The sequence below is a fragment of the Cylindrospermum stagnale PCC 7417 genome (genome assembly GCF_000317535.1).
Classification (GTDB): domain Bacteria; phylum Cyanobacteriota; class Cyanobacteriia; order Cyanobacteriales; family Nostocaceae; genus Cylindrospermum; species Cylindrospermum stagnale.
Map to the genome: position 1 here is coordinate 3839329 of NC_019757.1, position 25937 is coordinate 3865265.

At 43.8% G+C, this 25937-nt stretch carries 20 protein-coding genes and 1 pseudogene; 13 read left to right on the forward strand and 8 right to left on the reverse strand.

Features of this window, described 5'->3' with window-relative positions; all coding sequences use genetic code 11:
- The first annotated feature begins 25 nt into the window (after positions 1-25).
- From CYLST_RS15950 to CYLST_RS15985, 8 genes and pseudogenes are all read left to right on the forward strand, one after another.
- A complete protein-coding gene (locus tag CYLST_RS15950; protein WP_015208757.1) occupies positions 26-3823 on the forward strand; it encodes a PAS domain S-box protein in 3798 nt (1265 codons plus the stop codon).
- 205 nt (positions 3824-4028) lie between these two features.
- Complete coding sequence (locus CYLST_RS15955; RefSeq protein ID WP_015208758.1) at positions 4029-4982, forward strand: ATP-binding response regulator; 954 nt, start codon at positions 4029-4031, stop codon at positions 4980-4982.
- Between the two features lie 54 nt (positions 4983-5036).
- A complete protein-coding gene (locus CYLST_RS15960) occupies positions 5037-5822 on the forward strand; it encodes a hypothetical protein (RefSeq protein ID WP_015208759.1) in 786 nt (261 codons plus the stop codon).
- A gap of 104 nt (positions 5823-5926) precedes the next feature.
- Complete coding sequence (locus CYLST_RS15965; protein WP_015208760.1) at positions 5927-6730, forward strand: aminotransferase class IV; 804 nt, start codon at positions 5927-5929, stop codon at positions 6728-6730.
- 112 nt (positions 6731-6842) lie between these two features.
- Positions 6843-8684: an ATP-dependent zinc metalloprotease FtsH3 gene (gene ftsH3 / locus CYLST_RS15970; RefSeq protein ID WP_015208761.1), complete on the forward strand. Its 1842-nt coding sequence runs from the start codon at positions 6843-6845 to the stop codon at positions 8682-8684.
- A 108-nt stretch (positions 8685-8792) separates the two neighbouring features.
- Entirely contained in the window at positions 8793-8942 is a 150-nt protein-coding gene (locus tag CYLST_RS34570; protein ID WP_157162592.1) for a hypothetical protein, read from the forward strand.
- 207 nt (positions 8943-9149) lie between these two features.
- On the forward strand, positions 9150-9836 hold the full coding sequence (locus tag CYLST_RS15980; protein WP_015208762.1) for a LabA-like NYN domain-containing protein: 687 nt from the start codon (positions 9150-9152) through the stop codon (positions 9834-9836).
- A 119-nt stretch (positions 9837-9955) separates the two neighbouring features.
- Positions 9956-10240: pseudogene (locus tag CYLST_RS15985) on the forward strand (response regulator); the annotation flags it as partial.
- A 1483-nt stretch (positions 10241-11723) separates the two neighbouring features.
- Here CYLST_RS15985 and CYLST_RS15995 read toward each other — a convergent pair.
- Positions 11724-12989, reverse strand: coding sequence for an HhoA/HhoB/HtrA family serine endopeptidase (locus tag CYLST_RS15995; protein WP_015208764.1), 1266 nt, complete (start codon positions 12987-12989; stop codon positions 11724-11726).
- A gap of 674 nt (positions 12990-13663) precedes the next feature.
- Between CYLST_RS15995 and CYLST_RS34575 the strand changes: the two genes are divergently transcribed.
- Positions 13664-13828, forward strand: coding sequence for a hypothetical protein (locus CYLST_RS34575; protein ID WP_015208765.1), 165 nt, complete (start codon positions 13664-13666; stop codon positions 13826-13828).
- A gap of 120 nt (positions 13829-13948) precedes the next feature.
- Here CYLST_RS34575 and CYLST_RS16000 read toward each other — a convergent pair whose 3' ends face one another.
- From CYLST_RS16000 to CYLST_RS16010, 4 genes are all read right to left on the reverse strand, one after another.
- Positions 13949-14953 carry a transaldolase gene (locus CYLST_RS16000; RefSeq protein WP_015208766.1) on the reverse strand — a complete coding sequence of 335 codons (1005 nt, stop codon included), beginning with the start codon at positions 14951-14953 and terminating at the stop codon, positions 13949-13951.
- 141 nt (positions 14954-15094) lie between these two features.
- On the reverse strand, positions 15095-15322 hold the full coding sequence (locus CYLST_RS36365; RefSeq protein WP_342663836.1) for a pyruvate kinase alpha/beta domain-containing protein: 228 nt from the start codon (positions 15320-15322) through the stop codon (positions 15095-15097).
- A 50-nt stretch (positions 15323-15372) separates the two neighbouring features.
- Positions 15373-16398 carry a type I glyceraldehyde-3-phosphate dehydrogenase gene (gene gap / locus CYLST_RS16005; protein ID WP_041233678.1) on the reverse strand — a complete coding sequence of 342 codons (1026 nt, stop codon included), beginning with the start codon at positions 16396-16398 and terminating at the stop codon, positions 15373-15375.
- Positions 16399-16578: 180 nt separating this feature from the next.
- Positions 16579-18960, reverse strand: a complete 2382-nt coding sequence (locus tag CYLST_RS16010) for a phosphoketolase family protein (protein ID WP_015208768.1) — start codon at positions 18958-18960, stop codon at positions 16579-16581.
- A gap of 472 nt (positions 18961-19432) precedes the next feature.
- Here CYLST_RS16010 and CYLST_RS16020 point away from each other — a divergent pair, with 472 nt between their 5' ends.
- Positions 19433-20173, forward strand: a complete 741-nt coding sequence (locus CYLST_RS16020) for a dienelactone hydrolase family protein (RefSeq protein ID WP_015208769.1) — start codon at positions 19433-19435, stop codon at positions 20171-20173.
- A gap of 100 nt (positions 20174-20273) precedes the next feature.
- On the opposite strand, the gene CYLST_RS36370 is transcribed toward CYLST_RS16020, so the two are convergent.
- On the reverse strand, positions 20274-20402 hold the full coding sequence (locus CYLST_RS36370) for a hypothetical protein (protein WP_015208770.1): 129 nt from the start codon (positions 20400-20402) through the stop codon (positions 20274-20276).
- Between the two features lie 127 nt (positions 20403-20529).
- On the opposite strand from CYLST_RS36370, the gene CYLST_RS16025 reads away from it, so the two are divergent.
- Entirely contained in the window at positions 20530-21237 is a 708-nt protein-coding gene (locus tag CYLST_RS16025; RefSeq protein WP_015208771.1) for a hypothetical protein, read from the forward strand.
- A 161-nt stretch (positions 21238-21398) separates the two neighbouring features.
- On the opposite strand, the gene rimM is transcribed toward CYLST_RS16025, so the two are convergent.
- Complete coding sequence (rimM, locus tag CYLST_RS16030; protein WP_015208772.1) at positions 21399-22043, reverse strand: ribosome maturation factor RimM; 645 nt, start codon at positions 22041-22043, stop codon at positions 21399-21401.
- A 5-nt stretch (positions 22044-22048) separates the two neighbouring features.
- Positions 22049-23356 carry a valine--pyruvate transaminase gene (locus CYLST_RS16035; RefSeq protein WP_015208773.1) on the reverse strand — a complete coding sequence of 436 codons (1308 nt, stop codon included), beginning with the start codon at positions 23354-23356 and terminating at the stop codon, positions 22049-22051.
- Positions 23357-23689: 333 nt separating this feature from the next.
- Here CYLST_RS16035 and CYLST_RS16040 point away from each other — a divergent pair, with 333 nt between their 5' ends.
- Together CYLST_RS16040 and fghA are read left to right on the forward strand one after the other, a co-directional pair.
- Positions 23690-24799, forward strand: a complete 1110-nt coding sequence (locus CYLST_RS16040) for an S-(hydroxymethyl)glutathione dehydrogenase/class III alcohol dehydrogenase (protein WP_015208774.1) — start codon at positions 23690-23692, stop codon at positions 24797-24799.
- A gap of 259 nt (positions 24800-25058) precedes the next feature.
- On the forward strand, positions 25059-25928 hold the full coding sequence (gene fghA, locus CYLST_RS16045) for an S-formylglutathione hydrolase (RefSeq protein ID WP_015208775.1): 870 nt from the start codon (positions 25059-25061) through the stop codon (positions 25926-25928).
- Positions 25929-25937 lie beyond the last annotated feature (9 nt).

Here is a 25937-nt window from a genome sequence, read left to right on the forward strand (position 1 = left end):
CAAATGCCACAGAGTAATCACGCAAATGAATCTTCCTAAATTGCGTCTGTTAAAGATCGAACAACAAGCTGCACTGCGCCAAAGTAAAACAGCCGACAAGTTAGAACTCATTCCCAGCCGAGACTTACAACAAGCTATTTTTAACCAATCTGCTGATGCGATTTTTCTAGTGGATAGAGAAACATTGCTGACCACTGATTGCAATCATCGCGCCGTGGAACTATTTGCCGCCTCTAGCAAAGCTGAACTGATTAATATTGAGGGTCAAAGCCTGCAAAAACAACCTTTCACCCCTGATGAGTTAGCCACCATTGTGGAAGCAATTAATCGGCAAGGGTTTTGGAGTCGAGAAATTGAATATATTACCAAGCAGGGCAATTGCTTTTGGGGAAATTTAGCAATCAAGCAAATCCAGGTTGCCGGTCAGGTGATGAATTTGGTACGAGTCACAGATATCAGCGAACGCAAACGGGCAGAACTAGCCTTACAAGAGCGGGAAGCGATGTTGCGGGTAATTGGTGATAACCTACCCAATGGCGCAGTTTATCAGGTGATCCGTGAACTGGATGGGTGTGATAGCTTCACCTACCTCAGTGCTGGGATTGAAAGATTAATGGAAGTCAGCGCCCAAGAGGCACTTAGAGATTCAACTCTACTTTATCGCCAGTTTATCCCAGAGGACTCACTCCGCTTACAGGCAGCCGTTGATCAGTCCCACCGTCATCTATCTGTATTTGATATTCAACTGCGAATCCGAACACCCAGTGGTCAGCTTAAATGGTTCCATTTTCGTTCCACCCCGCAAAAGTTACATGATGGTCGTGTAGCTTGGAATGGGCTAGTTGTAGATGTAACCGACCTCAAGCGCACTGAAGAGACACTACGTAAAAGTGAAGCCCTGCTAGAAGAATCCCAGCGAGTCGCTCGTCTTGGTAACTGGGAGTTTGACCTGACCACTGGCAAAATTAGCTGGTCAAAGAAGCTATTCGACCTCTTCAACCGAGATTTAGCCCTAGGGGAGCCGAACTATGAGGAAAATCTTGGGTTGTACCACCCAGAGGATCGGCAAAAATTAGCCCAAGCCGTCGAGATCGCGATCGCCACTGGTGAGTCCTACAAACAGGTTCTCCGTGTGCCTCAGCCTGATGCTTCTGATCGCTATTTCGAGGGCATTGGATATGCAGAATTCAACGCCGAGGGAAAAGTGATTCGTCTCTATGGAACTGCCCAAGACATCACCGAACGGCAAACCGCCCTACGCGAACGGCAAAAGGCTGAAGAAAAACTCCGCCAGCGTGAAGCCCAGCTAGCTTCTGCTCAACAGATCGCCCATATCGGCAGTTGGGAATGGAACTTGGAAACTCAGCAGCGCACCTGGTCAACCGAAACCTTTCGCATCTTTGGTCTAAATCCGACTCAACCAGAACCAACCCAAGCTGAATTTCTCCAGATGGTTCACCCAGATGATCGTTCACCGTTACAGACCTACCTGGAATTAGCGATCGCTGACGGAACTCCTTACAATATTGAATATCGAGTAGTTCGACCCGATGGCTCTGTGCGCTACATTGAGTCCAAAGCAGAGATAGCTAAGGACGCTCAAGGGCAAGCAGTTAAGCTGTTGGGAGCTATTCTGGATATTACAGAGCGCAAACAAACCGAGTTAGAAATCATCCACAGCCGCGACCTGCTAGAAGCCGTCTATAACGAATCTGCTGATGCTCTGTTTCTGGCGGATACAAAAACATTAGTCACCACTGACTGCAATGATCGGGCAGTGGAACTATTTGAAGCTGCTAGCAAAGCTGAACTGATTAATATTGTGGGTTCAACTCTACATAAACTACCATTCACCCCCGATGAGTTAGCCACCATTATAGAAGCAACTCAGCAGCAAAGGCTTTGGAGTCGAGAAATCGAATACCTCACCAAGCAGGGTAATTCCTTTTGGGGAAGCATCGCCATTAAGCAAATTAAGGTTGCTGGTCAGGCGATGAATTTGTTACGAGTCAAGGATATCACCGCCCGTAAGCGTGTCGAAGAAGAGCACCAACAGGCAGAAGCAGCCTTAGCCAGAAGTGAAGAGCAACTGAGATTAACCTTGGAATTTACCCACATCGGTATCTGGGACTGGAATGTTCAAACAGGTGAAGTCATCTGGAACGACAACCATTATCGCTTGCTAGGGTTAGTACCAGAAACCTCAACAGATATGTATCAGCTATGGCTCAATTCTATTCATCCAGAGGATGTTGACCGAGTTGAACAGGCTTTATTAAACGCCCTGGCACAGCATACTAACTATGAAGCTGAATATCGGGTGATTCATCCCAATGGCAAGATTCACTGGCTCATTGGCAAAGGACAAGGGATTTACAACGAAGTAAATGACCCAGTCCGGATGCTGGGTGTGATCATTGATGTTAGCGAACGGAAACTGACAGAAGCATCACTACGGAGATATGAGCGAATTGTCTCCACAACGATGGACGGGATGGCACTGGTTAATCGCAACTACATTTATCAGGTCGTTAATCAGGCGTATCAGACCTGGCGTCACAAATCTCGTGACGAAATTGTCGGCTATTCTATGAGTGACATTCTGGGACAGGAGGTATTTGAGCAGGTGATCAAACCTCGCTTCGATCAGTGTTTGGCTGGACAGAAGATTCAGTACGAAATGTGGTTTGACAATCCAGACAAAGAAGCTAAATTTTTGAGTGTTACCTATGCACCGTATTTAGAAGTAGATCAAACCATCTCAGGCGTCGTACTGAGCATTAGAGATATCACCGATCGCAACCGCGCTGAACAGATGTTAGATCTGCAAGCAGTGATTACCCGGAACATGGCAGAGGGCATTTGCCTTGTTCGCCGCGCTGATGGCATGATTGTCTATACCAACCCTAAATTCGAGCAAATGTTCGGCTATGACTCTCATGAATTAGTCGGTCAGCATATATCTATCGTCAACTATACCAACGAAAATATTAATCCTGAAGCAGTTCACCAAGCGATCGCATCTGCCGTTACCCAAAAAGGTGAGGCAACCTATGAAATCCACAATATTAAGAAAGATGGCACTCCCTTCTGGTGTAGTGCGACCACATCCGTTTTTGAGCATACTGAGTATGGCACCGTCCTTGTAGCTGTCCAACAAGACATCACCGAACACAAGCAAGCAGAGGAAAAAATTAAAGCATCTCTCAAAGAAAAGGAAGTATTACTCAAGGAAATTCATCATCGCGTTAAGAACAACTTAGGAATTGTTAGCAGTTTGTTGCAGATGCAGTACAGACGTACACAAGATCCTCAAGCAAATGCCATCCTGCGCGATAGCCAAAACCGAATTTCCTCAATTGCCCTGGTTCATGAAAAACTCTATCGTTCTGACGAACTTTCTGATATTGATTTCGCACAATATATTCCCGATTTAACAACTCATTTATTTGATTCCTATAATGTCAGTAATAGCCTGATCCAACTGAATATTCAAGTTGATCATGCTAGCCTAGACATTGAAACCGCTATTCCTTGTGGCTTGATTATCAATGAACTGGTTTCCAATGCTTTAAAATACGCTTTTCCTAGTAATTGTGAAGGTAAAATTCAAGTCAGGTTCTATCAAGAATGCGATCGCACTTTGAAACTCATTATTCGAGATAATGGTGTTGGGCTACCTGAAGACTTTGATAGCAAAAAGGCTAAAACACTTGGTATAACCCTTGTTCAGGGTTTAGTCAAGCAGCTAAGGGGCATAATCGAGATTAACCGTCAGGAGGGAACAGAGTTCAAAATTACTTTCACCAAAAACAGGGTATGAACATCCTGCCGTATTGTACTTTGATTAGAGTAAGATCAAGCAAACTCTTCTCCAACCTTCGTTCCGGATATTTTAAATAGGCCCTTTCTCAAGTTACTTGGCATCATCAATGATTCTTGCCATTTTTTAGTTAGTTTAGTCGCTGCCTAATTCAGCGATTTCTTGAGTTTTTTGTTGGACTAAAGTAACAATCATCAGCTATATCATGGGCATTTCATCAAACACGCACATACTAAAGATAGTTCGGCTCCTAATTGTTGAAGATGAGTTTATCCTGGCTGTAAACCTACAAGAAAGTTTAGAGACCTTAGGCTACACAGTTATCGATATCGTAGATTCTGGGGAAGCAGCAATTGAGAAAGCAACTGAACTGCTCCCAGACTTGATTTTGATGGACATCCGGCTGCGGGGCGAGATGGACGGTATCCAGGCAGCAGAGCAAATCTGGAATCGGCTCCAAATCCCCATTATCTACATCACAGGACATTCTGATAAGAGTACTGTAGAGCGGGCAACGCTAACCTTACCCTTTGGGTACATCCTCAAACCCATCAAGGAACAAGAACTCTATGTCGCTATTCAAACAGCACTCAACCGCTATGAACGTGAGCAATTCTTGAGTTCTGTCCTGAGAGGAATGGGGGACGGAGTGGTCATAGTTGATAGTCAGTTGCGCGTCAAGTACCTGAATCGGGTAGCTGAAGCGCTAACAGGGTGGCGATTAGATGAAGTGAAAGACCAAATATTAACCGATGACCTCTTCAACTTCATTGATGAACAAACTCAGATGAGAGCAGATAATCCCATCATCTTAGCTTTCCAAAAAGAAACCACTATCTGTCAAGGCAAACGCTGCCTACTTGTTGCTAGAGATGGAACAAAAACTCCAGTTGCTCATAGCGCTACTCCTCTAATAGACAAGAGCAATCTAATTACAGGAGCCATAATGCTTTTCCGAGACGACACCCAACGTCGGCTAACTGAAGATGAAAATCGCGCCGCTGAACGCGCCCGTCAACTGGAAATTCAAATGGCAGAACTCCAAAAATTAAAACAGTTGAAAGATGATTTTTTGCTGCCCATCTCTCAGGAAATGCAGACGCCTTTATCAAACATTAAAATGGCAATATATATGCTAGGAAATGTTCTGGACAAGTAAGCTATATTGATTATATTGTATAATATACATCTATTTTATAAAGTTTAACAAAATATGTTGGTATCTCGTCAAGGGTTGGTTACACCAGTAATATTCTGTTTGTGTATTTTGGGAGTTGGTTTAATACAATTACCCCGACTGGAAAAACTCTTAACTGGTAAACAATCTGCATCTTTAGAAACTCTAGAAAAAGATATTGAATCTGAGAATCTGCATCTCAATTTACTCAAAAAACTGCCCAGTTTTGGTTATGATAATTTCATTGCAGATTGGACATTTATTAATTTTTTACAATACTTCGGTGATGATGAAGTCCGTGAAAAAACAGGTTACAGCCTAAGTCCAGAATACTTTGAAGTTATATTAACTCGTGACCCACGATTTTTAGAAGCTTATATTAATCTTTCTGCCAGTACTTCGTTATATGCTGGTATGCCAGAACGGTCTATAGCAATAATGGAAGAAGGTTTAAAATCACTATCTCCTGGGATTCCTGAGAAGTCTTATTATGTATGGCGTTATAAAGCAATTGATGAGTTATTATTTTTAGGCAATGCTCAAGCCGCCCAAGAATCATTTACTAAGGCAGCAAATTGGTCTAGTAAATTTACTGATGAAGAGAGTAGAAACACAGCTTTTCTTTCCCAACAAACTGCTGAATTTTTGAAGCGCAATCCTGATAGCAAATCTGCGCGAATTTCTACTTGGGCAATGGTTCTAAATAATAAGATTGATGAGAAAACTCGTAAAAGAGCAATCAGCGAAATCGAGGTTTTGGGAGGGAAGGTAGTTCAAACTCCTGAAGGGAATTCAAAAATTATATTTCCCCCAAAAGATTGATCAGTTAGTCAATCCATTTTGAATTTTGAATGGGAGCAAAGGAACTCTCAAGAGTCAAGTCGCTTCGCTCCAATTCAAAAAAGGTCATAAGAACTCATAGCATAATGACTAATAAAGTTTTTTGGTACAACGGAAAATTAATCGAGTCCCAAACTCTGGAATTAGATATTTACGATCCGGGGTTACTTTATGGAGCAACAATTTTTACCACGCTGCGGGTTTATGGCAACTCCCTCGATAGTCGTTTAACTAACTGGCAAGCGCACTGCGATCGCCTAAAATTTAGTTTACAAACTTTTGGTTGGCAGCAACCAGACTGGAACCTTGTCCGTCAAGGCGCACAAATTATGTTGGCACACTTTCCCGTCCTGAGAATCACCCTCTTTGCAGATGGACGCGAGTGGATAATTGGCAGGTTCATTCCCCCAAATTTGACAGAACAGCAAAAAAATGGTATTATGTGCGCCCTAGCTCCACCAGAATTGGCTCGCTCTCTTCCTTCTCATAAAACTGGTAACTATCTGAGTCCTTGGTTAGCAAAAATTAGTGTCCAACCCTTAGATGCCCAAGAAGCGATTTTAGTGGATACCGCAGGCAATTGGCTAGAAACCAGCACAGGTAACCTTTGGGGCTGGCGGGATGGCAGTTGGTGGACACCGCCCTTAACTGCGGGGATTTTGCCGGGAGTGATGCGAAAGCAAATTATCCACTGGCTGCAAAACCACCAACTGGCAGTGCAGGAGGAACCTTGGAGTGCGGCGTTAGTCCAGGAGTTTGATGCGATCGCCTACACTAATAGTGTGGTAGAAATTATCCCCATTCATACCGTTAAGCAGCCAACAGGGTCGCTACAATATAATCCTTACCATCCGAGTTTTCGGCTACTTAGAGGGTTATTTGTACCATGACAGGAATGGGATTTTGGTATATCTTAAGATAAGTTAACATAATTCTTAATAATGCCCTCTCTGACTAGAGACACTACGCGAACAAACAAAAAATACGGGAGGATTGACCTCGGTGAATAAAAGATGGAGAAATGCGGGGCTATATGCGCTGCTGTTTATTGTTGTCATTGCCCTAGGCACAGCATTCTTTGACAAACCTCAAAGTAGCCGAGAAACATGGCGATACAGTCAATTTATTCAAGAAGTTGAAAAAGGCAGAGTTGAAAAAGTCAGTCTGAGTTCAGACCGTTCTACAGCACTGGTAACACCCAAATATGACCCCAATAAAAAGCTGGTAACCTTGGTCAACGACCCTGACCTGATCAACACACTCACCACCAAAGGCGTTGATATTTCTGTATTGCCACAAACCGACGAAGGATTTTGGGTTAAGGCACTCAGCAGCTTATTTTTCCCAGTATTGCTTCTTGTAGGCTTATTTTTCTTGCTCCGCCGCGCTCAAAATGGGCCAGGCAGCCAAGCCATGAACTTTGGCAAGTCTAGAGCTAGAGTGCAAATGGAGCCACAAACCCAGGTGACCTTTGGTGATGTCGCTGGCATCGACCAAGCCAAGCTGGAACTAAACGAAGTTGTAGACTTTCTGAAAAACGCCGATCGCTTTACCGCAGTGGGCGCAAAAATTCCTAAAGGTGTACTGCTAGTTGGACCTCCCGGTACTGGTAAAACCCTCCTAGCTCGTGCTGTAGCTGGGGAAGCAGGTGTGCCCTTCTTCTCTATCTCTGGTTCAGAATTTGTCGAAATGTTCGTGGGTGTGGGTGCATCCCGCGTCCGCGATTTGTTTGAGCAAGCTAAGTCCAATGCTCCCTGCATCGTCTTCATCGATGAAATTGACGCCGTAGGACGTCAGCGGGGTGCAGGTTTAGGCGGTGGTAACGATGAGCGGGAACAAACCCTCAACCAGTTGCTCACAGAAATGGACGGCTTTGAAGGTAACACCGGCATCATCATCATCGCCGCCACCAACCGTCCTGACGTTCTAGATGCAGCTTTGTTACGTCCTGGTCGCTTTGATCGTCAAGTCGTGGTAGACCGTCCTGACTATGCCGGACGCAGCGAAATTCTCAAAGTTCATGCCCGTGGCAAAACCTTAGCCAAAGATGTGGACTTGGATAAAATCGCCCGACGCACCCCTGGTTTTACCGGCGCAGATTTATCCAACCTGCTGAATGAAGCCGCAATTTTGGCAGCACGGCGTAACTTGACCGAAATTTCGATGGACGAAATCAACGACGCCATCGACCGCGTACTAGCTGGGCCAGAGAAGAAAGACCGGGTAATGAGCGAAAAGCGCAAAACCCTGGTGGCATACCACGAAGCTGGTCACGCCTTAGTTGGTGCGTTGATGCCCGACTATGACCCAGTGCAAAAGATTAGCATTATTCCTCGTGGTCGCGCAGGTGGTTTAACTTGGTTTACCCCCAGCGAAGACCGAATGGATACCGGTTTATACAGCCGCGCTTATCTGGAAAATCAAATGGCAGTGGCTTTAGGTGGTCGCATTGCTGAAGAATTAATCTTTGGTGACGAAGAAGTTACCACCGGCGCTTCCAACGACTTGCAACAGGTAGCGCGAGTTGCTAGACAGATGATCACTCGTTTTGGGATGAGCGATCGCTTGGGACCAGTCGCCCTTGGTCGTCAGCAAGGCAATATGTTCCTCGGTCGCGATATTATGTCAGAGCGTGATTTCTCAGAAGAAACCGCAGCCGCAATTGATGATGAAGTAGACAAACTAGTGCGGGTAGCCTACACACGCGCTAAAGAAGTGTTGGTTAACAACCGCCACATTCTCGATCAAATCGCGCAAATGCTGGTTGACAAAGAAACCGTAGACGCCGAAGAATTGCAAGAAATTCTAGGAAATAACGATGTAAAAACTGCTGCATTCGCATAAATGCTTGTAGTTGCAATCTAAAACCCAAATTCGGGGTAATTCTGGGATTTGCCAGGGTTACCCTCATTTTTTTCCCAGTTCGGATTTGACGATGTTAGCGGTGGGAAAATGGCGATTGCCTCCGGCGGCACTGGCGCAACCAATCGCATCGGTGTACCGCAGACAATTGCATTATCAGTTCAACTTGGAAGCTGTTATTGTCCAAACACTTGCTTTTTGCGTATAGTAGATGCGGGTAGAGATCAGCATCTGACTTAGGTATAGGGGCTATATCGTTAAATCCACTCTGGCTAGACGAGGGAACCCATTAACCACCAGATTTGGAATTCTGCACAGTCTCATCTAGTTAAGATTATTTGCATCTAGTGTATTAATACCATTTCCTGCTACGGTTATAAATCAGCACCGACTATTTATTGCCAATTTAACCAAAAGCTTTCCTAAATTTAACATCCAGAGGTATCAATGAGTATTACTAACCTTAGCATAAAAACAAATGAATATAAAGAACTTAGGGAGAAACCCCATTGGCAAGGGCCAGCATTGACAAATCCTAGTGTCAAAGGGCGAGAAACTAAAATTCAAGAAACTGTAAATGACAGTGCTATTTTCGATGGCTTAAATCGCGGTAGAGTGGCAATTTTTATTGATGGTATAAACCTCTTTCATACAGCCTTACAACTCGGCATGGAAATTGACTATGTTAAATTGCTATGTCGTTTAACTAATGGTTCGCGGCTGTTACGTGCTTTTTTCTACACTGGAGTTGATAGCAGTAATGAAAAACAACAGGGTTTTCTATTGTGGATGCGTCGGAATGGCTATCGTGTAGTTACCAAAGATATAGTGCCAGTTGCAGAGAATTTTAAAAAACCAAATTTGAATGTTGAAATAGCTGTAGATATGATCACTTTAGCTCCCTACTATGATACTGCTGTCTTAGTCAGTGGGGATGGAGACTTAGCCTATGCGGTGAATGCTGTTAGCAGGTTGGGATCTCGCGTGGAAGTGGTAAGTCTGCGAACAATCACCAGTGACAGCCTAATTGATGTTGCTGACTACTTCATTGACTTTGACAGTATTAAACAACACATTCAAAAAGATTCCCATGTCGGCTATAGTTATCGCACGCCGTCCAACTCTAGCTTTTAAATTCAAATCTCAAATCCATCAAAGTCTACACTGAATTACTACAAGACCTGTAGTAGCTTTCTGGAGTAAAATAACAAGCCAGAAAATGATCCTACATTTTTTGTTTAACCCTGATCAAGATGGATATTTTAATAGTTGAAGATGAACCAGAAATTGGTCATTTAATCCAACTTTCTTGAGAAAAAGAAGGATTTTCCTATCGCATTAGCCGTGATGGGATCAACTCTTTACGGTTATTTCAGGAGCAACCACCAGATTTAATTATCCTAGATTTAATACTTTCCGGTTTGGATGGGCTAGAAGTTTGCGCCAGAATTCGCCAGAAACCAGGTGTAAAAGATCCCTATATTTTGATGCTGACAGCTAAGGGTGAGGAAATTGACCGCATGATTAGCTTATCTACTCGTTGCATGATTGGTCAGTTTACTTACAACTTCTGGTTACGCTGCGATCACCTACCTGTTTCTGCAAAATAATTCTCAAGACTAAGCAAATATCGATGTTGTGGAATGTCTACTGTTGAACATGGCAGTAATAACGTTGACTTCCCCCATGCTAGTTTTTATAGGCTAGTACCGCAAGGCAGAATTCAAAATAGAGCCTACGGCTCCCGTAAGGGATACAAAATTCAAAATTCAAAATGATTACAGCGTAAGCGTTTTGTTAATTTGGAATGGTCTGTTTATTTGCGCCGTGCTGTACTAGTAAGTCTTGAGATGACCAGATCGCAAACCCAACGAGATTGAGCACATTTGGATAATTCACAGTTATTTTACTTTCTCTACATATACTTTTTACACTACCTTTAATGCTGTATGTAACATAGGCTGCATTTTATTTGCCAATGTTTTAAGATCTATGCTATACCAGGGGCAGAATTGCTGAAATTGACAAGTATAATTGCCAGCCTATGCATTTCTATTTGAAATTGGGGTGTACTGATTACTGTGTTTTCAGAATTCGATTAAGATTTATCTCATTGAGAGACGTCTAGCTGGCATTAGAGTTATTAACTCTGAAAGTTGCTGTTCAATTATCTGCATCTCCATTGAACCAACTATAGTAATAACTTCATGCAAATGATTTTTGCTGAATCTCACATAACTTAAGGAGTGCTAACAGTGAGTCAGATCCAATTGGCTTTAGTAATTAGTTACCTGCTCATGACATGCTATTTTTTTAGCACCTGGTTAAAGTTTACTATCAGTCACCCTTTATCTTCTCCAGAAGATACATTTTTATCTTTTGTGATGTTTTTGATAACTACTATTTTCTGGCCATTAATTATTCCCATTTCTTGTTTGGAAATATTTCAGCAGCGAAGGCTGGAGTTTAATACTGTGATTCCTGTTCTCTTGACAATATTTGCTTTTAGTATTTCCTACTATTTGAGTTATTGGCATGTAAATTGGTTGTGCTATTACGATTTACTTTGTCCTTATGCCTCATGATGGGAGGATTTTTTTGTTGGAATAGATGCCTGAAAGATGCCATTTTCAATTAGTAAAATTACTGAAACGCTGAGGTATTGCTATTCCTCAATCAATTCAAAATTTCCCCAGTCATAAATCTCACCCAATAAAAGAAAGAAAATCGATTCTATCCAGGGATAAAATTGCATCTACCTCTTCACCTTGTAGAAAACAATATCGTCTTACCACCTTGTTGGCAAATTGTTTGATAGCATAACTATAGTGGTCAACCCCTTCCCTACGGGACGCCAAAGGCGAACGGGGAATTAAAAATTAAAAATTAAAAATTAAAGATTATCTGCGTCCACTTGCGGTTCCAAATTCTAGATTAGACTTGAATTACAATGCAAAAAATAGGGATAGGTTAAGATACCCATCCCATGAAATGCAACTACAGAAATTAAAAGTAAAAAACTTATTGCACTCGCGTGGGGAAAGCACCAGGTTGCACAGCTAAGTTAATATTCTGCCCATTGCGACGCAACTCTAGGCGCAAATCTCCCCCGACTTGGCTATTTTCTACTGCCTTTTGAACACTAGCGGCATCTGCGACTGATTGACCGTTGAGCTTCTGGATAACGTCACCAGCACGTACTCCTGCTTTAGCAGCTGGGGAATTGGGCACAACTTTCACAACTAACACACCTTTATCTTCATTCACACTCAATCCACTGTTGGGGTCTGAGTTGATGTTTTGCTTTAACTCAGGTGTTAACCCCACCATCTGAATTCCCAAATAAGGATGTTGGACTTTACCTGTAGATATTAGTTGAGTGGAAATGCGCTGCGCTGTGTTGATGGGAATAGCAAAGCCTAATCCTTGGGCCCCTTGGATGATGGCTGTATTCATGCCAATTACCTCGCCACGGGCATTGAGTAAGGGTCCGCCGGAATTACCGGGATTAATGGCTGCGTCGGTTTGAATATATTCAACTCGCTTATCGGGTGCGCCAATTTGATTGCTAGTGCGTCCGGTGGCGCTGATAATGCCTGTAGTTACGGAATTATCTAGACCGAGAGGGTTGCCGATCGCGATCGCCCATTGTCCTGGTTGCAGTTGGTCGGAATTACCCAAGCTAACTGTTGGCAGATTGTCTGCCTGAATCTTCACCACCGCCACATCTGTTAACTCGTCTTTCCCCAGCACCTTACCTTTAAAGCTGCGCCCATCCTTAAGGGTTACTGTCACCGTATCAGCACCATCAACTACGTGAGCATTCGTGAGAATCCGACCATCACCACCAATAATAAAACCTGATCCTGAACCCCGTTGCACCCGATTTTGTCCTGGGGAAGGTAGTTGGGAGCCAAAGAAGCGGCGGAACAACGGATCGTTAAATTCATCTGGTAACTGGGTTTTGACGGTGCGGGAAGAATCAATCCGCACTACAGAGGGCCCGACTCTTTGTACAACCTGGGTAATAAAGTTGGGATCTGTGGCGGCTGTGATTGGGGGGGCAGCATTTACTCGACTCACTGCCAAGCTAGATGCGTTCTCAGATATCTGCTGTTTGTGACCAGCTAGATAGCCACCAGACAAGGTCATACCCGATCCCAGCAACACCAACGATAGAGAGGCGGCTGCCTTTTTCCAGGGTGCATAATCATGGCTTTTGGTGTTAGCGATGTTGGATGAAGTGCTGTTTGATAAATTTTCTCCGTCCCGTGGTTGGTTTTGCATTGCTGTCTGGAAGGATATTTAGAGTTACTAATAGTGTAGATATTATTTTTGATGCTTTTGTTGCGAAGGTATTGTGCTGGTGTGAAAAGTCTGGTATTTTACTTAATCTTTAAGTAAATTCTATTTGTGCCTAGTGTTACTAATTTTTTAGCTGGTTCTTGATTACACTTGATCAAACAGATTGTTGACAGTATTTGGACGCTTCAGAATGGCAACGACTTCTCATATTAAAGTGACTATTGCCCTGTCTGAACTGGTTTGAGACGAGGAATTACAAGCAAAAGTGGAAAATTTGCTCCCACAGCTTAGAGGGGTGGAGGATTTCTTTTCTAGGTATAGATGTACTATCCTAAGCTATCGCCTAGCAAGTACGCCTTGCCAATTTGGGGATAAAGTATCCTGAAAACGCTAATTTTCCTGCTTCTTGTGATCCCTGAAATGAGTAACGTCTTGATAATTAAAGGCTATGGGCTAATTTCAAGATTTCCGATACCTAGACTGCGCTGCAATACCGACCGTGGGAAGTGTTCCCCGCTCTGATCGTGGCGTCCATCCCAGAAATCAATATCGATTAACCGCCAAAAAGCGATAATTGAATTATGAGAGAAGCGATCGCAGTTCCGTCCAAGAATTTAGCGATCGCCCCTAATTAACCCCTAGCCAAGGAATCAATCATGAAAATTCTAGCGTTAGCCGTGCCACTATTGATTGCAGTGGCTGCCCCCTCATTCGCACAAAAACCTCATCATCCAAGCACCGAAGGGATGAGGCAACCAGAGCAACCCAGTCAACCTTACCGAGGTGGGGGGAGACGGGATTTTTATGGTTTGCCATATTGACGAATCGTCGTAAATGTGTATTGTAGTAATCTAAATAACCAAAAAATTTTATTATTTATAGGTAAAAGGTAAAAAGTAAAAAGAAATTTCCTTGACTTTTTACTTTCACCTTTCAGATTTTTAACCAGCTATTACTAGGTTCTCTCCCTCAAGACGAGCTAGTCTCTCTGCCAATAGTTTTTCTAGAGCAACTAGAGCTTTGGTAAAGCCGTCGATCCCCTCAGCCAGTTTGTCGTATGCCATCCGGTCAGCGGCGTGCATCTTGTCAAAGGTAGCTTTATCAACGGAGATTTTTTCAATAGACAAGCTTGCTACCTTAGCGGGGTCAAGTTTGCGTGGTAGTTCGCCCACAGTTGACTTCAATTCGGTCAACAGCCCCGGAGAAATAGTCAGCAAGTCACAACCAGCAAGTTCGGTAATTTCGCCAATGTTGCGGAAGCTAGCTCCCATAACTTCGGTTTTATAGCCGAATTTCTTGTAGTAGTTATAGATTTTAGTCACTGACAACACGCCTGGGTCTTCCGTAGCCGTGTAATCCTTTCCGGTGTCTTTCTTGTACCAGTCGAGAATCCGACCGACGAAAGGAGAAATTAGAGTGATACCAGCTTCCGCGCAGGCGATCGCTTGGTGAAGTCCAAACAAAAGAGTCAGGTTGCAGTGAATACCTTCTTTTTCCAGAATTTCCGCCGCACAAATCCCTTCCCAAGTAGCAGCTATTTTAATCAGCACTCGATTTGGGGAAATTCCAGCAGCTTTGTACTGGGCAATCAAATCTCGCGCCTTAGCTACAGTCGCTTCCGTATCGTATGATAAACGGGCATCGACTTCCGTAGAAACGCGACCGGGGATGATTTGCAAAATCTTCAACCCAAAAGAAACTGCCAGACGGTCAAAAGCCAGAGAAACTATTTGTGCTTGGCTTGCTCCGGCTCCAGCATCCTTTTTAGCCTGAAGTAATGTTTGATCAACAATTCCCTGATATTCCGGCATTTGCGCCGCAGCAGTAATCAGGGAAGGATTAGTAGTAGCATCTTGGGGCTTAAACTGCTCAATTGCTTGAATATCGCCTGTGTCTGACACCACAACGGTTACTTGCCGCAATTGTTCCAGTAAATTCTTAGACATATTATAATTCTCCGTGAATTTGATTTGCTGAGGGCGTACCTATTCCCCTCTTGTTTCTTTGCGGTTCATGAATTTTCAATTCTGGCAAATTATACTCACCGCTGCCTAAGTTTGCGTGCCCTCTTCAGCCTCAGCCTTATTTTAGGTGTGCTCTGCTGTAATTGGCTGTCCGATAGAATGCACTTTAATTAAACTTGTTGTTCCTGACTTACCAACTGGGACGCCGGAGGTAATTACCACCTTATCCCCCTGGTTGACCAGATTCATCTCAACAACGGTGTTTAGTTTACACTTTTGATAATTTTGGTTCGACGCATAAGGCGTAGGGAGTAACGACAACGGAACGCACCCCGGCAAGCCTGTGATCAATATCGAGGCAACAGTCAGTGATCATTTGACCACTGACTACTGACCAGGGACTAATACAGTTTTTCTTTCTGTGCCATCGACAACACCAAGTCAACTACGCGATTGGAGTAGCCCCACTCGTTGTCATACCAAGCAACCACCTTGAAGAAGTTGGCATTCAGTTCAATGCCAGCACCTGCGTCGAAAATACTCGAGTGGGTATCGCCCTGAAAATCAGTAGATACCACCTCTTCGTCGGTATAGCCCAAGATACCTGCTAACGAGCCTGACGCCGCCTGCTTCATAGCAGCACAGATTTCTTTGTAACTGGTAGCTTTAGCAGTTTTGAAAGTTAAATCAACCACCGAGACATCGGGAGTAGGAACTCGAAAGGCCATACCAGTCAACTTTCCCTTCAACTCTGGTAAAACCAATGCCACGGCTTTCGCTGCACCTGTAGAAGAGGGAATGATATTCTGAGATGCACCCCGACCGCCCCGCCAGTCTTTCTTGCTGGGTCCATCTACGGTTGGCTGGGTGGCAGTCATCGCGTGAACTGTGGTCATTAACCCTTCGGTTAAGCCAAAGTTGTCGTTGATCACCTTAGCTATGGGAGCCAGACAGTTTGTGGTACAGCTAGCATTAGAAACAATCAAATCCTTCGCTGGGTCAAATAGGTGATGGTTAACACCCATGAGCAAAGTTTTCACCTTATCTGGCTCTTTGGTGGGCGCAGAAATGATTACACGCTTTGCACCAGCCTTGAGATGGTTTTCGGCTCCTTGATAGTCGGTGAACAGCCCTGTAGATTCCACGATATAATCTGCGCCTAATTTACCCCAAGGTAGTTCTGCCGGATTCCTTACCGACACGCAAGGAACCAAGTGTCCATCAATGAGGATGCCGTCTTCCTTAGCTTCTATTTTGTTGTTTAACCTACCGTGGGTAGAGTCGTACTTTAATAGGTAAGCGAGATTATCTGGTGGTACTAGGTCGTTAATGCCCACAAACTCAATGTTTGGGTTATTGAGGCCAGCACGAAGTACAAGTCGCCCGATCCGACCAAATCCATTAATCCCGATTTTTAACTTCGTCAAAATTAAACCTCCTGTTGTTGTCATCTCAGCCCAAGGCTATTACCCTACCTTTAATGCTGCACTTAGATGGGTTAATTTTGGCCTGACTGAGATGATCGTGACAGTCACCAGACGCCTAAAGCTCATTTACTTGGCATCTTTTAAGGTTTTGTCTTTAGCCAGAAGCAAAAACCCGTATTTTTAGTAAGGCCACTTCCAGTCGCGGATTTCTGGCATGTCTTCGCCGTATTTTTCGATGTAGTGCTTGTGTTCGATTAGTTTATCTTGCAACTGCTGTTTGACATAAGCCGCTTTATAACCTAATTTCGGCACGCGGTCAATTACATCGATCACCAGGTGGAAGCGATCGAGATCGTTAAGGACGACCATATCAAAGGGGGTGGTGGTGGTTCCCTCTTCTTTGTAGCCGCGCACGTGTAGATTATTGTGATTGGTGTGACGATAAGTGAGGCGATGAATGAGCCAAGGATAACCGTGAAAAGCAAAGATAATCGGTTTGTCGGTGGTGAAAATTGTATCGAAGTCTTTGCTGCTTAAACCGTGAGGATGTTCGCTTTTTGGCTGTAGTGTCATTAAATCTACGACGTTCACTACCCGCACTTTTAAATCTGGGAAATTTTGGCGCAAAATATCGACAGCGGCTAAGGTTTCTAAGGTGGGAATATCCCCAGCGCAGGCCATGACTACATCTGGTTCGCTGTCTCTGTCGTTGCTGGCCCATTCCCAAATACCTAAGCCTTTGGTGCAATGTTTAATCGCTGCGTCCATATCCAGGTATTGTAATGCTGGCTGCTTCCCAGCAACAATGACGTTGACATAGTTGCGGCTTCTTAGGCAATGGTCTGTTACTGATAGCAAGGTGTTGGCATCGGGGGGGAGATAGACGCGAATAATCTCGGCTTTTTTGTTAACTACATGATCGATAAAACCGGGGTCTTGGTGGGAGAAGCCGTTGTGATCTTGCCGCCAAACGTGGGAGGTGAGTAGGTAGTTAAGGGAAGCAATAGATCGACGCCAGGGAATTTCACGGGTAGTTTTCAACCATTTGGCGTGCTGGTTGAACATCGAGTCTACTATGTGGATAAATGCCTCGTAGCAGGAGAATAAACCATGACGACCCGTAAGTAGGTAGCCTTCTAACCATCCTTGGCAATTGGTTTCACTGAGAATTTCCATCACCCGACCGTTGGGGGATAGGTGTTCGTCTTCTGGGAGGATCTGGGCAACCCAAGTACGGTCTGTGACTTCTAATACGGGATCTAGGCGATTCGATGCGGTTTCGTCTGGGCCAAAAAGGCGGAAGTTGCGGCTTTCTTGGTTAAGTTGCATGATGTCCCGCAAGAATTTGCCGGTGACTTTGGTGGCTTCAGAAATTACCTTTCCTGGTTGGGGAACATCTACGGCATATTCTGAGAATTCGGGGATTTTTAGGTCACGCAGCAAAATGCCGCCGTTGGCGTGGGGATTGTCACCCATGCGGCGATCGCCAATTGGTGCTAATTCTGCGAGTTCAGAAACCAGTCTACCATTGCTGTCGAAGAGTTCTTCTGGTTTGTAACTCTTCAGCCAATCTTCTAGAAGTTTCAGGTGTTCTGGTTGTCCAGATATATTCCCAAAGGGGACTTGATGCGATCGCCAATAACCTTCGGTTTTCTTCCCATCAACTTCCTTCGGCCCTGTCCAACCTTTGGGCGTCCTCAAAACAATCATCGGCCACTGGGGACGCCCACTAAAACCATGCACCCGTGCTTCCCGCTGGATACCTTGAATCTCTACAATTATTGTGTCTAAAGTCGCCGCCATTTGCTGGTGTACATCTGCGGGATCAGATCCCTCCACAAAATACGGCTTATAACCATAGCCGATAAATAAACTCTCTAACTCATCATGAGGCAATCTTGCCAGTAAGGTTGGGTTAGCAATCTTATACCCATTCAAATGCAAAATGGGTAAAACTGCGCCATCATGAACAGGGTTGAGAAACTTGTTAGAATGCCAGCTAGTAGCTAAAGCGCCAGTTTCCGCTTCACCATCACCAACAACAGCAGCAACAATCAAATCAGGATTGTCAAAAGCAGCACCGTAGGCATGAACCAGAGCATAACCGAGTTCTCCCCCTTCGTGAATAGAACCAGGGGTTTCTGGTGCAACATGACTAGGAATACCACCAGGGAAAGAGAACTGTTTGAAGAGATTCTTCATCCCCTCGGCATCTTGGGAAATATTGGGGTAGTATTCGCTGTAAGTGCCTTCTAGATAGGTATTGGCGACGAGTCCGGGGCCTCCATGACCAGGCCCAGCAATGTAGATTGTATTCAGGTCATACTTTTTGATCACCCGGTTGAGGTGAGCATAAATAAAGTTTAGCCCTGGAGTTGTTCCCCAGTGTCCCAAGAGTCGGGGTTTGACGTGTTCTAGCTTTAGCGGTTCTCGCAGCAGTGGATTGTCTAATAGATATATTTGCCCAACTGAAAGATAGTTAGCTGCACGCCAGTAAGCGTTGATCTTATGTAATTCTTGATCTGTTAAAGGCTTTGATTGGGTTGTACTAGCTAAAGTCATATCCAACTCCATTAAAAAGTATCTGCACCAATGGGTTCAGTATGTCAGTCCATGTCTCTAGCGTCATCTTACCTGTGATAAATTTTCCTTGTAGGAAGTTAAATATTTTTCTCTTCAGATCCCCGACTTCTTAGAGGATGTTTGTAAAGTATCAAGTCGTATCGAGATCCCCCCTAGCCCCCCTTTTTAAGGGGGGAATTGGAGTCAAAGTCCCCCTTTTTAAGGGAGGAATTGGAGTCAAAGTCCCCCTTTTTAAGGGAGGAATTGGAGTCAAAGTCCCCCTTTTTAAGGGGGATTTAGGGGGATCTCAATATTTTTGATACATCACCAAGGACTTTTAAAACATCCTCTTAGAGAAGTCGGGGATCTTGTTCTCCACGAATGATAGATAATTGCTATTTTTTTAGTAAAATTTGCTGATTATTACTAAATCTTTGGAAAAAGAAGTTAACACATTAGCAAAAGATAAAAAATGCAAATCGTTAAACGCAATATTGAATTGAGAGTCGATGATAGTTTAATGCGTGTTTATGTCGCATCTCCTAAAGCAGCCGGAAAATATCCAGGCATTGTTTTTTACAGCGATATTTATCAGTTAGGTGGGGCAATACTGCGTCTAGCTAACTACTTAGCCGGATTTGGTTATGTTGTGGCTGCACCAGAAATTTTTCACCGGATTGAACCTGTGGGTTCTGTGATTGAACCTGATGATCTTGGCAGAATGCGAGGTAATGATGATGCACGACGCACGCTTATATCTGAATATGATGCTGATTGTCGAGCGGTGATTGATTTTTTGAAAAGTGATAATTCAGTTATTGCTGATAAAATCGGAACTTTGGGTTTTTGTATTGGTGGACATTTAGCTTTTAGGGCAGCTTTTGAAAATGAAATTAAAGCCTCGGTTTGCTGTTACCCTACTGGGATTCCTAGCGGTAAATTGGGTAAGGGAGTAGCGGATACTATTCACAGAATAGGAGAAATTAAGGGAGAGATGCTGTTAGTTTTTGGTACTCAAGACCCACATATTCCCGAAAATGACCGTCTGATGATAATTAACACTTTAGAGAATGGGAAAATACCTCACAAAGTTTTTTCTTATGAAGCAGAACATACTTTTATGCGAGATGATGGATATCGTTATGATGCTGCTGCTACCACTGCGGCTTGGGGGGAAATAATCGCTTTCTTGAAACAGATGTTTGCGGTTTAATTGCAGATTTTCGTAGGGAGACAGCATTGCTCATTGGTGTCAACTTAAGCTCAAACCGTTTTCCCACAGCCGTTTGACCTCTCCCCTCAATCCCCTCCCCTCATGAGGGGAGGGGAGGTTTTGCGCCAGCAAAACCGGGGTGGGGTTCTTCTGGATTAATTGGTAATTGGGTAAATGTTGTTATACCGCCGTTACCAGGTTTTAACGTTAAGTTGACACCAATGAGCATTGCTGTTTCCCTACAAATTTATTGAGAATTTTGGGTTATACCGTTATACATAAATTTTTCGCGGTTAAATAAGCTAATATTTGGCATAGCAGGTCATGAAAAGCCGATTTTTATTAATTAGCCAACCATGCAAAGAAGACAAAAATTGCTTGATGATATTATCGCAGGTATCGATGACCCTTATGGAGGTACTTGCCTCCAAAATTGCTTTCGTATTCTTTATGGTCTACCTACAGATTTGCAACTAGAACTTGCCTACTTTATGATGTTACGTTATCTTCCTATCTTTGAGAGGAAGTATCCTGATATCACAGTACCAAGGCAAATTACCAGTGATATCTCCAAATATTTTGAGACATTTGCTAGAGGAGTAGATATGCGTACCGTAAAATCCTTTACAGCAGAAGGTCTCTATGTAACTAGCTGTGATGGTGTCTTGCTGGCTTATTCTCATCAAAACGATTTATTTACAGTCACTTCATCTTGTACTTGCGCTATTGACTCTGTAATTGATGCTCGTCGAACTAATGTGTGGGAAGCTGACGATCCTGAAGCGTGGGAAAAGACCCAAAAAAGAGAATATGTTCCCAAAGACCGTATGCCTGTATTTAACGCAGCGGGATATGCTGTTTTTGCTAGAGAATGGGAAGAGGTGGTAAAATGGCTCAGAGAAAAGGAGATTTGGAATTATCCTGATGAAGTTAATTTAGAGTTGATAGAGCGACAACTAGAGTATTGGATAGATAATATGTATGTTTTAATAGTTCCAGAAATAGCCGAACTATTGAGCCAAGAACCGGATGATGTTTTCGTTGATGACATGAACGATGATTAGACATCAACTAAATTTAAATGTGCATTTTCTAGAATCCTTGTAGAGCCGTTTTATGGGTAGGGATTTTTGGCTCTACGTTATTTACCGGAGATGTCTAAACAATAAAACATTAAGGGAAGAATTCCAACGCTGCCTAGATATTAGCGCTGGGGATTTCTAAACTAATTGTTGATTTCTAGTAACCCTGGTGGTGGTGTAATTTCAATGCGACGATTTTGTAAATCTACCACAGGTGCGATCGCCATGACAAAGGGAATCAAAACGGTTTTTTCTTTGCTATCACTGGCATAGGACGGATCTAACTTCACTTCTAACAAATCATTACCAGCGGGGATGATATCCGCTACCACCCCCACAAGTTCCCCAGATGTTTGCATAAAGACTTCCAAGCCGATCAAATCGATCACATGATATTCATCTTCGCCTAATTCGGGGCGATCGCTTGCCGGAACCATTAACTTACATCCACGCAACGCTTCTGCTTGGTTGCAGTTCTCCACACCAGCTAATTGCAGAACATACAAATTTTTCCCTTCAATGTAACGTCCTGACAACAACTCTATCGGTTGCGGTTGCGTCTGGCCGGGACGCAATAACCAGCGGGTTCCAGGTTCCTCAAAGCGTTCGGGGAAATCGGACTCAGGATAAACCCGCACCTCCCCAGCTAATCCTTGAGGTGCCACAATCTTCCCAATTGCTAACCAATCATCAGTACTGGGGATTGCGGATGGGGGAATTTTGACCTTTTCCCCTACCACTGCCTTTTTTTTCTTCTTCTTCGCGTTCTTCGCGTCTTCGTGGTTCATTCCTCTTATGCACTCACAGCAGAACTTTGATAAACCTGTTCAGCCACTTTTGCTAAACGTTGCATACCAGTCACAATCTCTGTATCACTACCTGTTAAGCTGATGCGTAGACACTGGTGCTTGTGTTGCCACTCTTCCTTTAAACCGGGGAAGAAAGTACTACCAGGCACAACAATGACACCAACTTTCTTGAGTTCCTGGTAAAATTCCCAATCAGTAATTGGTAAATCTTGCAACCATAACCAAGCAAAAATTGCACCTTCACCGCGATGGAGAAACCAAGGTAAATTTTTGGGCATAGCGGCATCTAAAGTACCTTCCAGCACAGCAAATTTATTTTGGTAAAAGGGACGGATGACTTTTTCAGCAATGTCTGCTAAAGCACCAGAGTTAATTGCCCTAGCGGCGATCGCTTGCCCATAACGTGAAGAATGGATACCAATGTTGGTTTGGAAGGATTCCAGGACTTGAATTAGCTTTTCATCACCAATCGCAATGCCAATTCTTTCACCTGGTAGCCCTGCCTTCGATAAGCTCGTACAATGAAGGATATTTTCCCCAAAAATCAGCGACATATCCGTAAAATTCAACGCTGGGAAGGGAGGAGCATAAGCTGAGTCAACCAACACTGGCACATCGTAAGGCGCAGCCAGGGCAGCAATTTTTCTCACTTCATCATCTGAGAGAACGTTACCTGTAGGGTTACAGGGACGAGAGAAAATCACGCAACCTGTTTTTTCTGTAATTGATAGTTGGCTAAAATCGGGGCGATATTTAAATCTGTGGGCAGATGCATCTATATCCAAAGTTGGTTTGTAGGCAACTAAGGCTTCAGGAACCAAGCAAACACCGCCATAACCAGTGTAGTCAGGACTCAAAGGCAAAACAATTTGCTTAAGTTCGCCACTTTTGGTGTAACCGCCAAAGCTATTGGCAGCATAGAAGTAGAGGGTTTGACTGCCGGGGGTGATCAGAATATTGCGTTCGGTTAAACCGCCGCCGAAGGCATCGGTTAAATTTAACCCATAGCGTTGATTAAAATCATTGACAACCGCATCAATTAATGGTGCATAGCCCTGACTTGAACCGTAACGACAAACGACTTCACCATATTCTGAACTAGCTAAAAGTTCCGCCGTGCAATCCCGCCACAACTGTTCTACCTCCGGTAAAATCAACGGGTTTCCAGCACTCAAATTACTTAATTCCTGCCCTGCACCAGCTTTTAGGGTTTCGTTAATGTCCTTCATAATTGCTCTAACGCCAGTCAGGTTAGACATTTGAGCGCCAAATTGGGTAAGGGCAGGTTTCATAGGCTTTGACAAAATAAATTAATCGAGATGTGAACGAATATTAGGGTTTTGCTGCTAGCAGAAAGTTAACATCGTTGCCAAAACAGTCACCGCAGCTTAAACCAATCTAACTAGAGAATACAATTTTAACAAAGCAATACTATTAGCTTATAGCGGTTTTCCTGCAAAGCGAATCTCACAAAATCGTGCGAAAGTCGATCATACAGTGAAAGCGATCAGGGAATCACCTTGAAGAATCGGTTGCAAAAAGAGACTGAAACACAAACCACTCCCCGATATACACTCGTTATCAGCTGATTCACGAAACCTATATTTATTCAGGAGGGCTGACGCGTGGAAGTTAAAGCAGCAATTGCTTACAGTGCCGGGAAGCCGTTAACTATCGAAACCGTTCAACTATCTGGGCCACTTGCTGGGGAAGTATTGGTTGAGATTAAAGCCAGTGGGGTTTGTCATACCGATGCTTACACCCTTTCTGGTGCCGATCCTGAAGGTTTGTTCCCGGCAATTTTGGGACATGAAGGCGCTGGTGTGGTGGTGGAAGTGGGCGCTGGTGTCACCAGTGTCAAACCAGGGGATCATGTAATTCCTCTTTATACCCCAGAATGCCGCCAGTGTGAATATTGTCTAAGCATGAAAACCAATCTCTGTCAAGCGATTCGCCTCACCCAAGGACGGGGTGTGATGCCTAATGGCACTAGTCGCTTTAGCATCGGTGGGGAAATGATTCATCACTATATGGGCACATCTACCTTCTCTAACTATACGGTGCTGCCAGAAATCGCCGTGGCAAAGATTCGCGAAGATGCCCCCTTTGATAAGGTTTGTTACATTGGCTGTGGCGTAACAACGGGTATTGGTGCAGTCATTAATACAGCCAAGGTGGAACCGGGAGCAAATGTTGTAGTTTTCGGTTTGGGTGGTATCGGCTTAAATGTCATCCAAGGGGCGCGGATGGTGGGGGCAAATATGATTGTTGGGGTGGATATTAATCCCAACAGACGCACCTTGGCAGAAAAGTTTGGCATGACACACTTCATTAATCCCCAGGAAGTTGAGGGTGATTTAGTTGCCTATTTGGTTAATTTAACGAAGGGCGGCGCTGATTACAGCTTTGAATGTATAGGTAATGTCAATGTGATGCGTCAAGCTTTAGAATGCTGCCATAAAGGTTGGGGCGTGAGTGTAATTATCGGTGTTGCTGGTGCTGGACAGGAAATCAGTACTCGTCCTTTTCAACTGGTAACTGGGCGCGTTTGGAAAGGTTCAGCATTTGGTGGCGCGAGAGGGCGTACAGACGTACCGAAAATTGTTGATTGGTATATGGATGGGAAGATAAATATTGACGATTTAATTACTCATGTCATGCCAATTGAGCAAATTAATGATGCTTTGGATTTGATGCACAAAGGCGAGTCAATTCGCAGCGTGGTAACGTTTTAGTTAGTGGTGCGTTACGCTGCGGCTAACGCACCTTGGCGCTAACGGCCCATTTTTAACCAAGCAAAAACTTGATTAACGGTTAGGATAATTTTATTTCAATAGGACTTACGCAAAATATCTCTCAAACTCTCATTTCTCTGTGTCCTCTGTGCCTCTGCGGTTCGTTCAGTTATTTATTAACATTAGCAAAAATAGAAGAACCACAAATCAAATAGGATTGCCATAACACATCTTACATTTAACTAATAACTAATCATTCATGACTAATCTTAACCTCATCTCAGAATATAAATCCTTTGGTGGCCAAGTTGGCTTTTACTCTCATCCCTCCTCAACCTGCAACGGTGAAATGTGCTTTGCTGTTTATCAACCACCGCAAGCAACACAAAAACCTGTGCCGGTTCTTTATTTCCTCTCCGGGTTAACTTGTACAGAAGAGAATTTTATGGTCAAAGCGGGGGCGCAACGCTACGCGGCAGAGTATGGTTTAATGTTGGTTACACCGGATACTAGCCCCCGGAATACAGGTATTGTAGGTGAGGATGACGAGTGGGATTTCGGTACGGGTGCGGGCTTTTATGTTGATGCTACAACGGCAAAATGGCGATCGCATTATCAAATGTATAGCTATGTCGTCCAAGAATTACCCGCCTTAATCAACGCACATTTCCCCACTCAACCTGATAAACAAGGCATTTTTGGTCATTCAATGGGAGGACATGGGGCGTTAGTCTGTGCATTGAGAAACCCGCAGCTATATAAATCAGTTTCCGCCTTTGCACCTATCACTGCACCCATGCGCTGTCCTTGGGGGCAAAAAGCCTTCAGCCGTTATCTAGGAAGCAATCAAGAAACTTGGCTGGCTTATGATGCTAGTGAATTAATCAAGCAAGTGAGATATCATAGTTCCATTCTCATTGATCAAGGAACTGCCGATAAATTTCTAACTGAGCAATTATTACCAGAGGTGTTTGAGCAAGCTTGTGCAACAGTTAATCAGCTTCTCAACTTGCGTTACCAAGCGGGCTACGACCACAGTTATTATTTTATCTCTAGTTTTATTGAAGACCATATCCGCCATCATGCCGTTACTTTAGGCATTCAGTCAGAATTTCACCGCGAGATATGAGCTAGATTT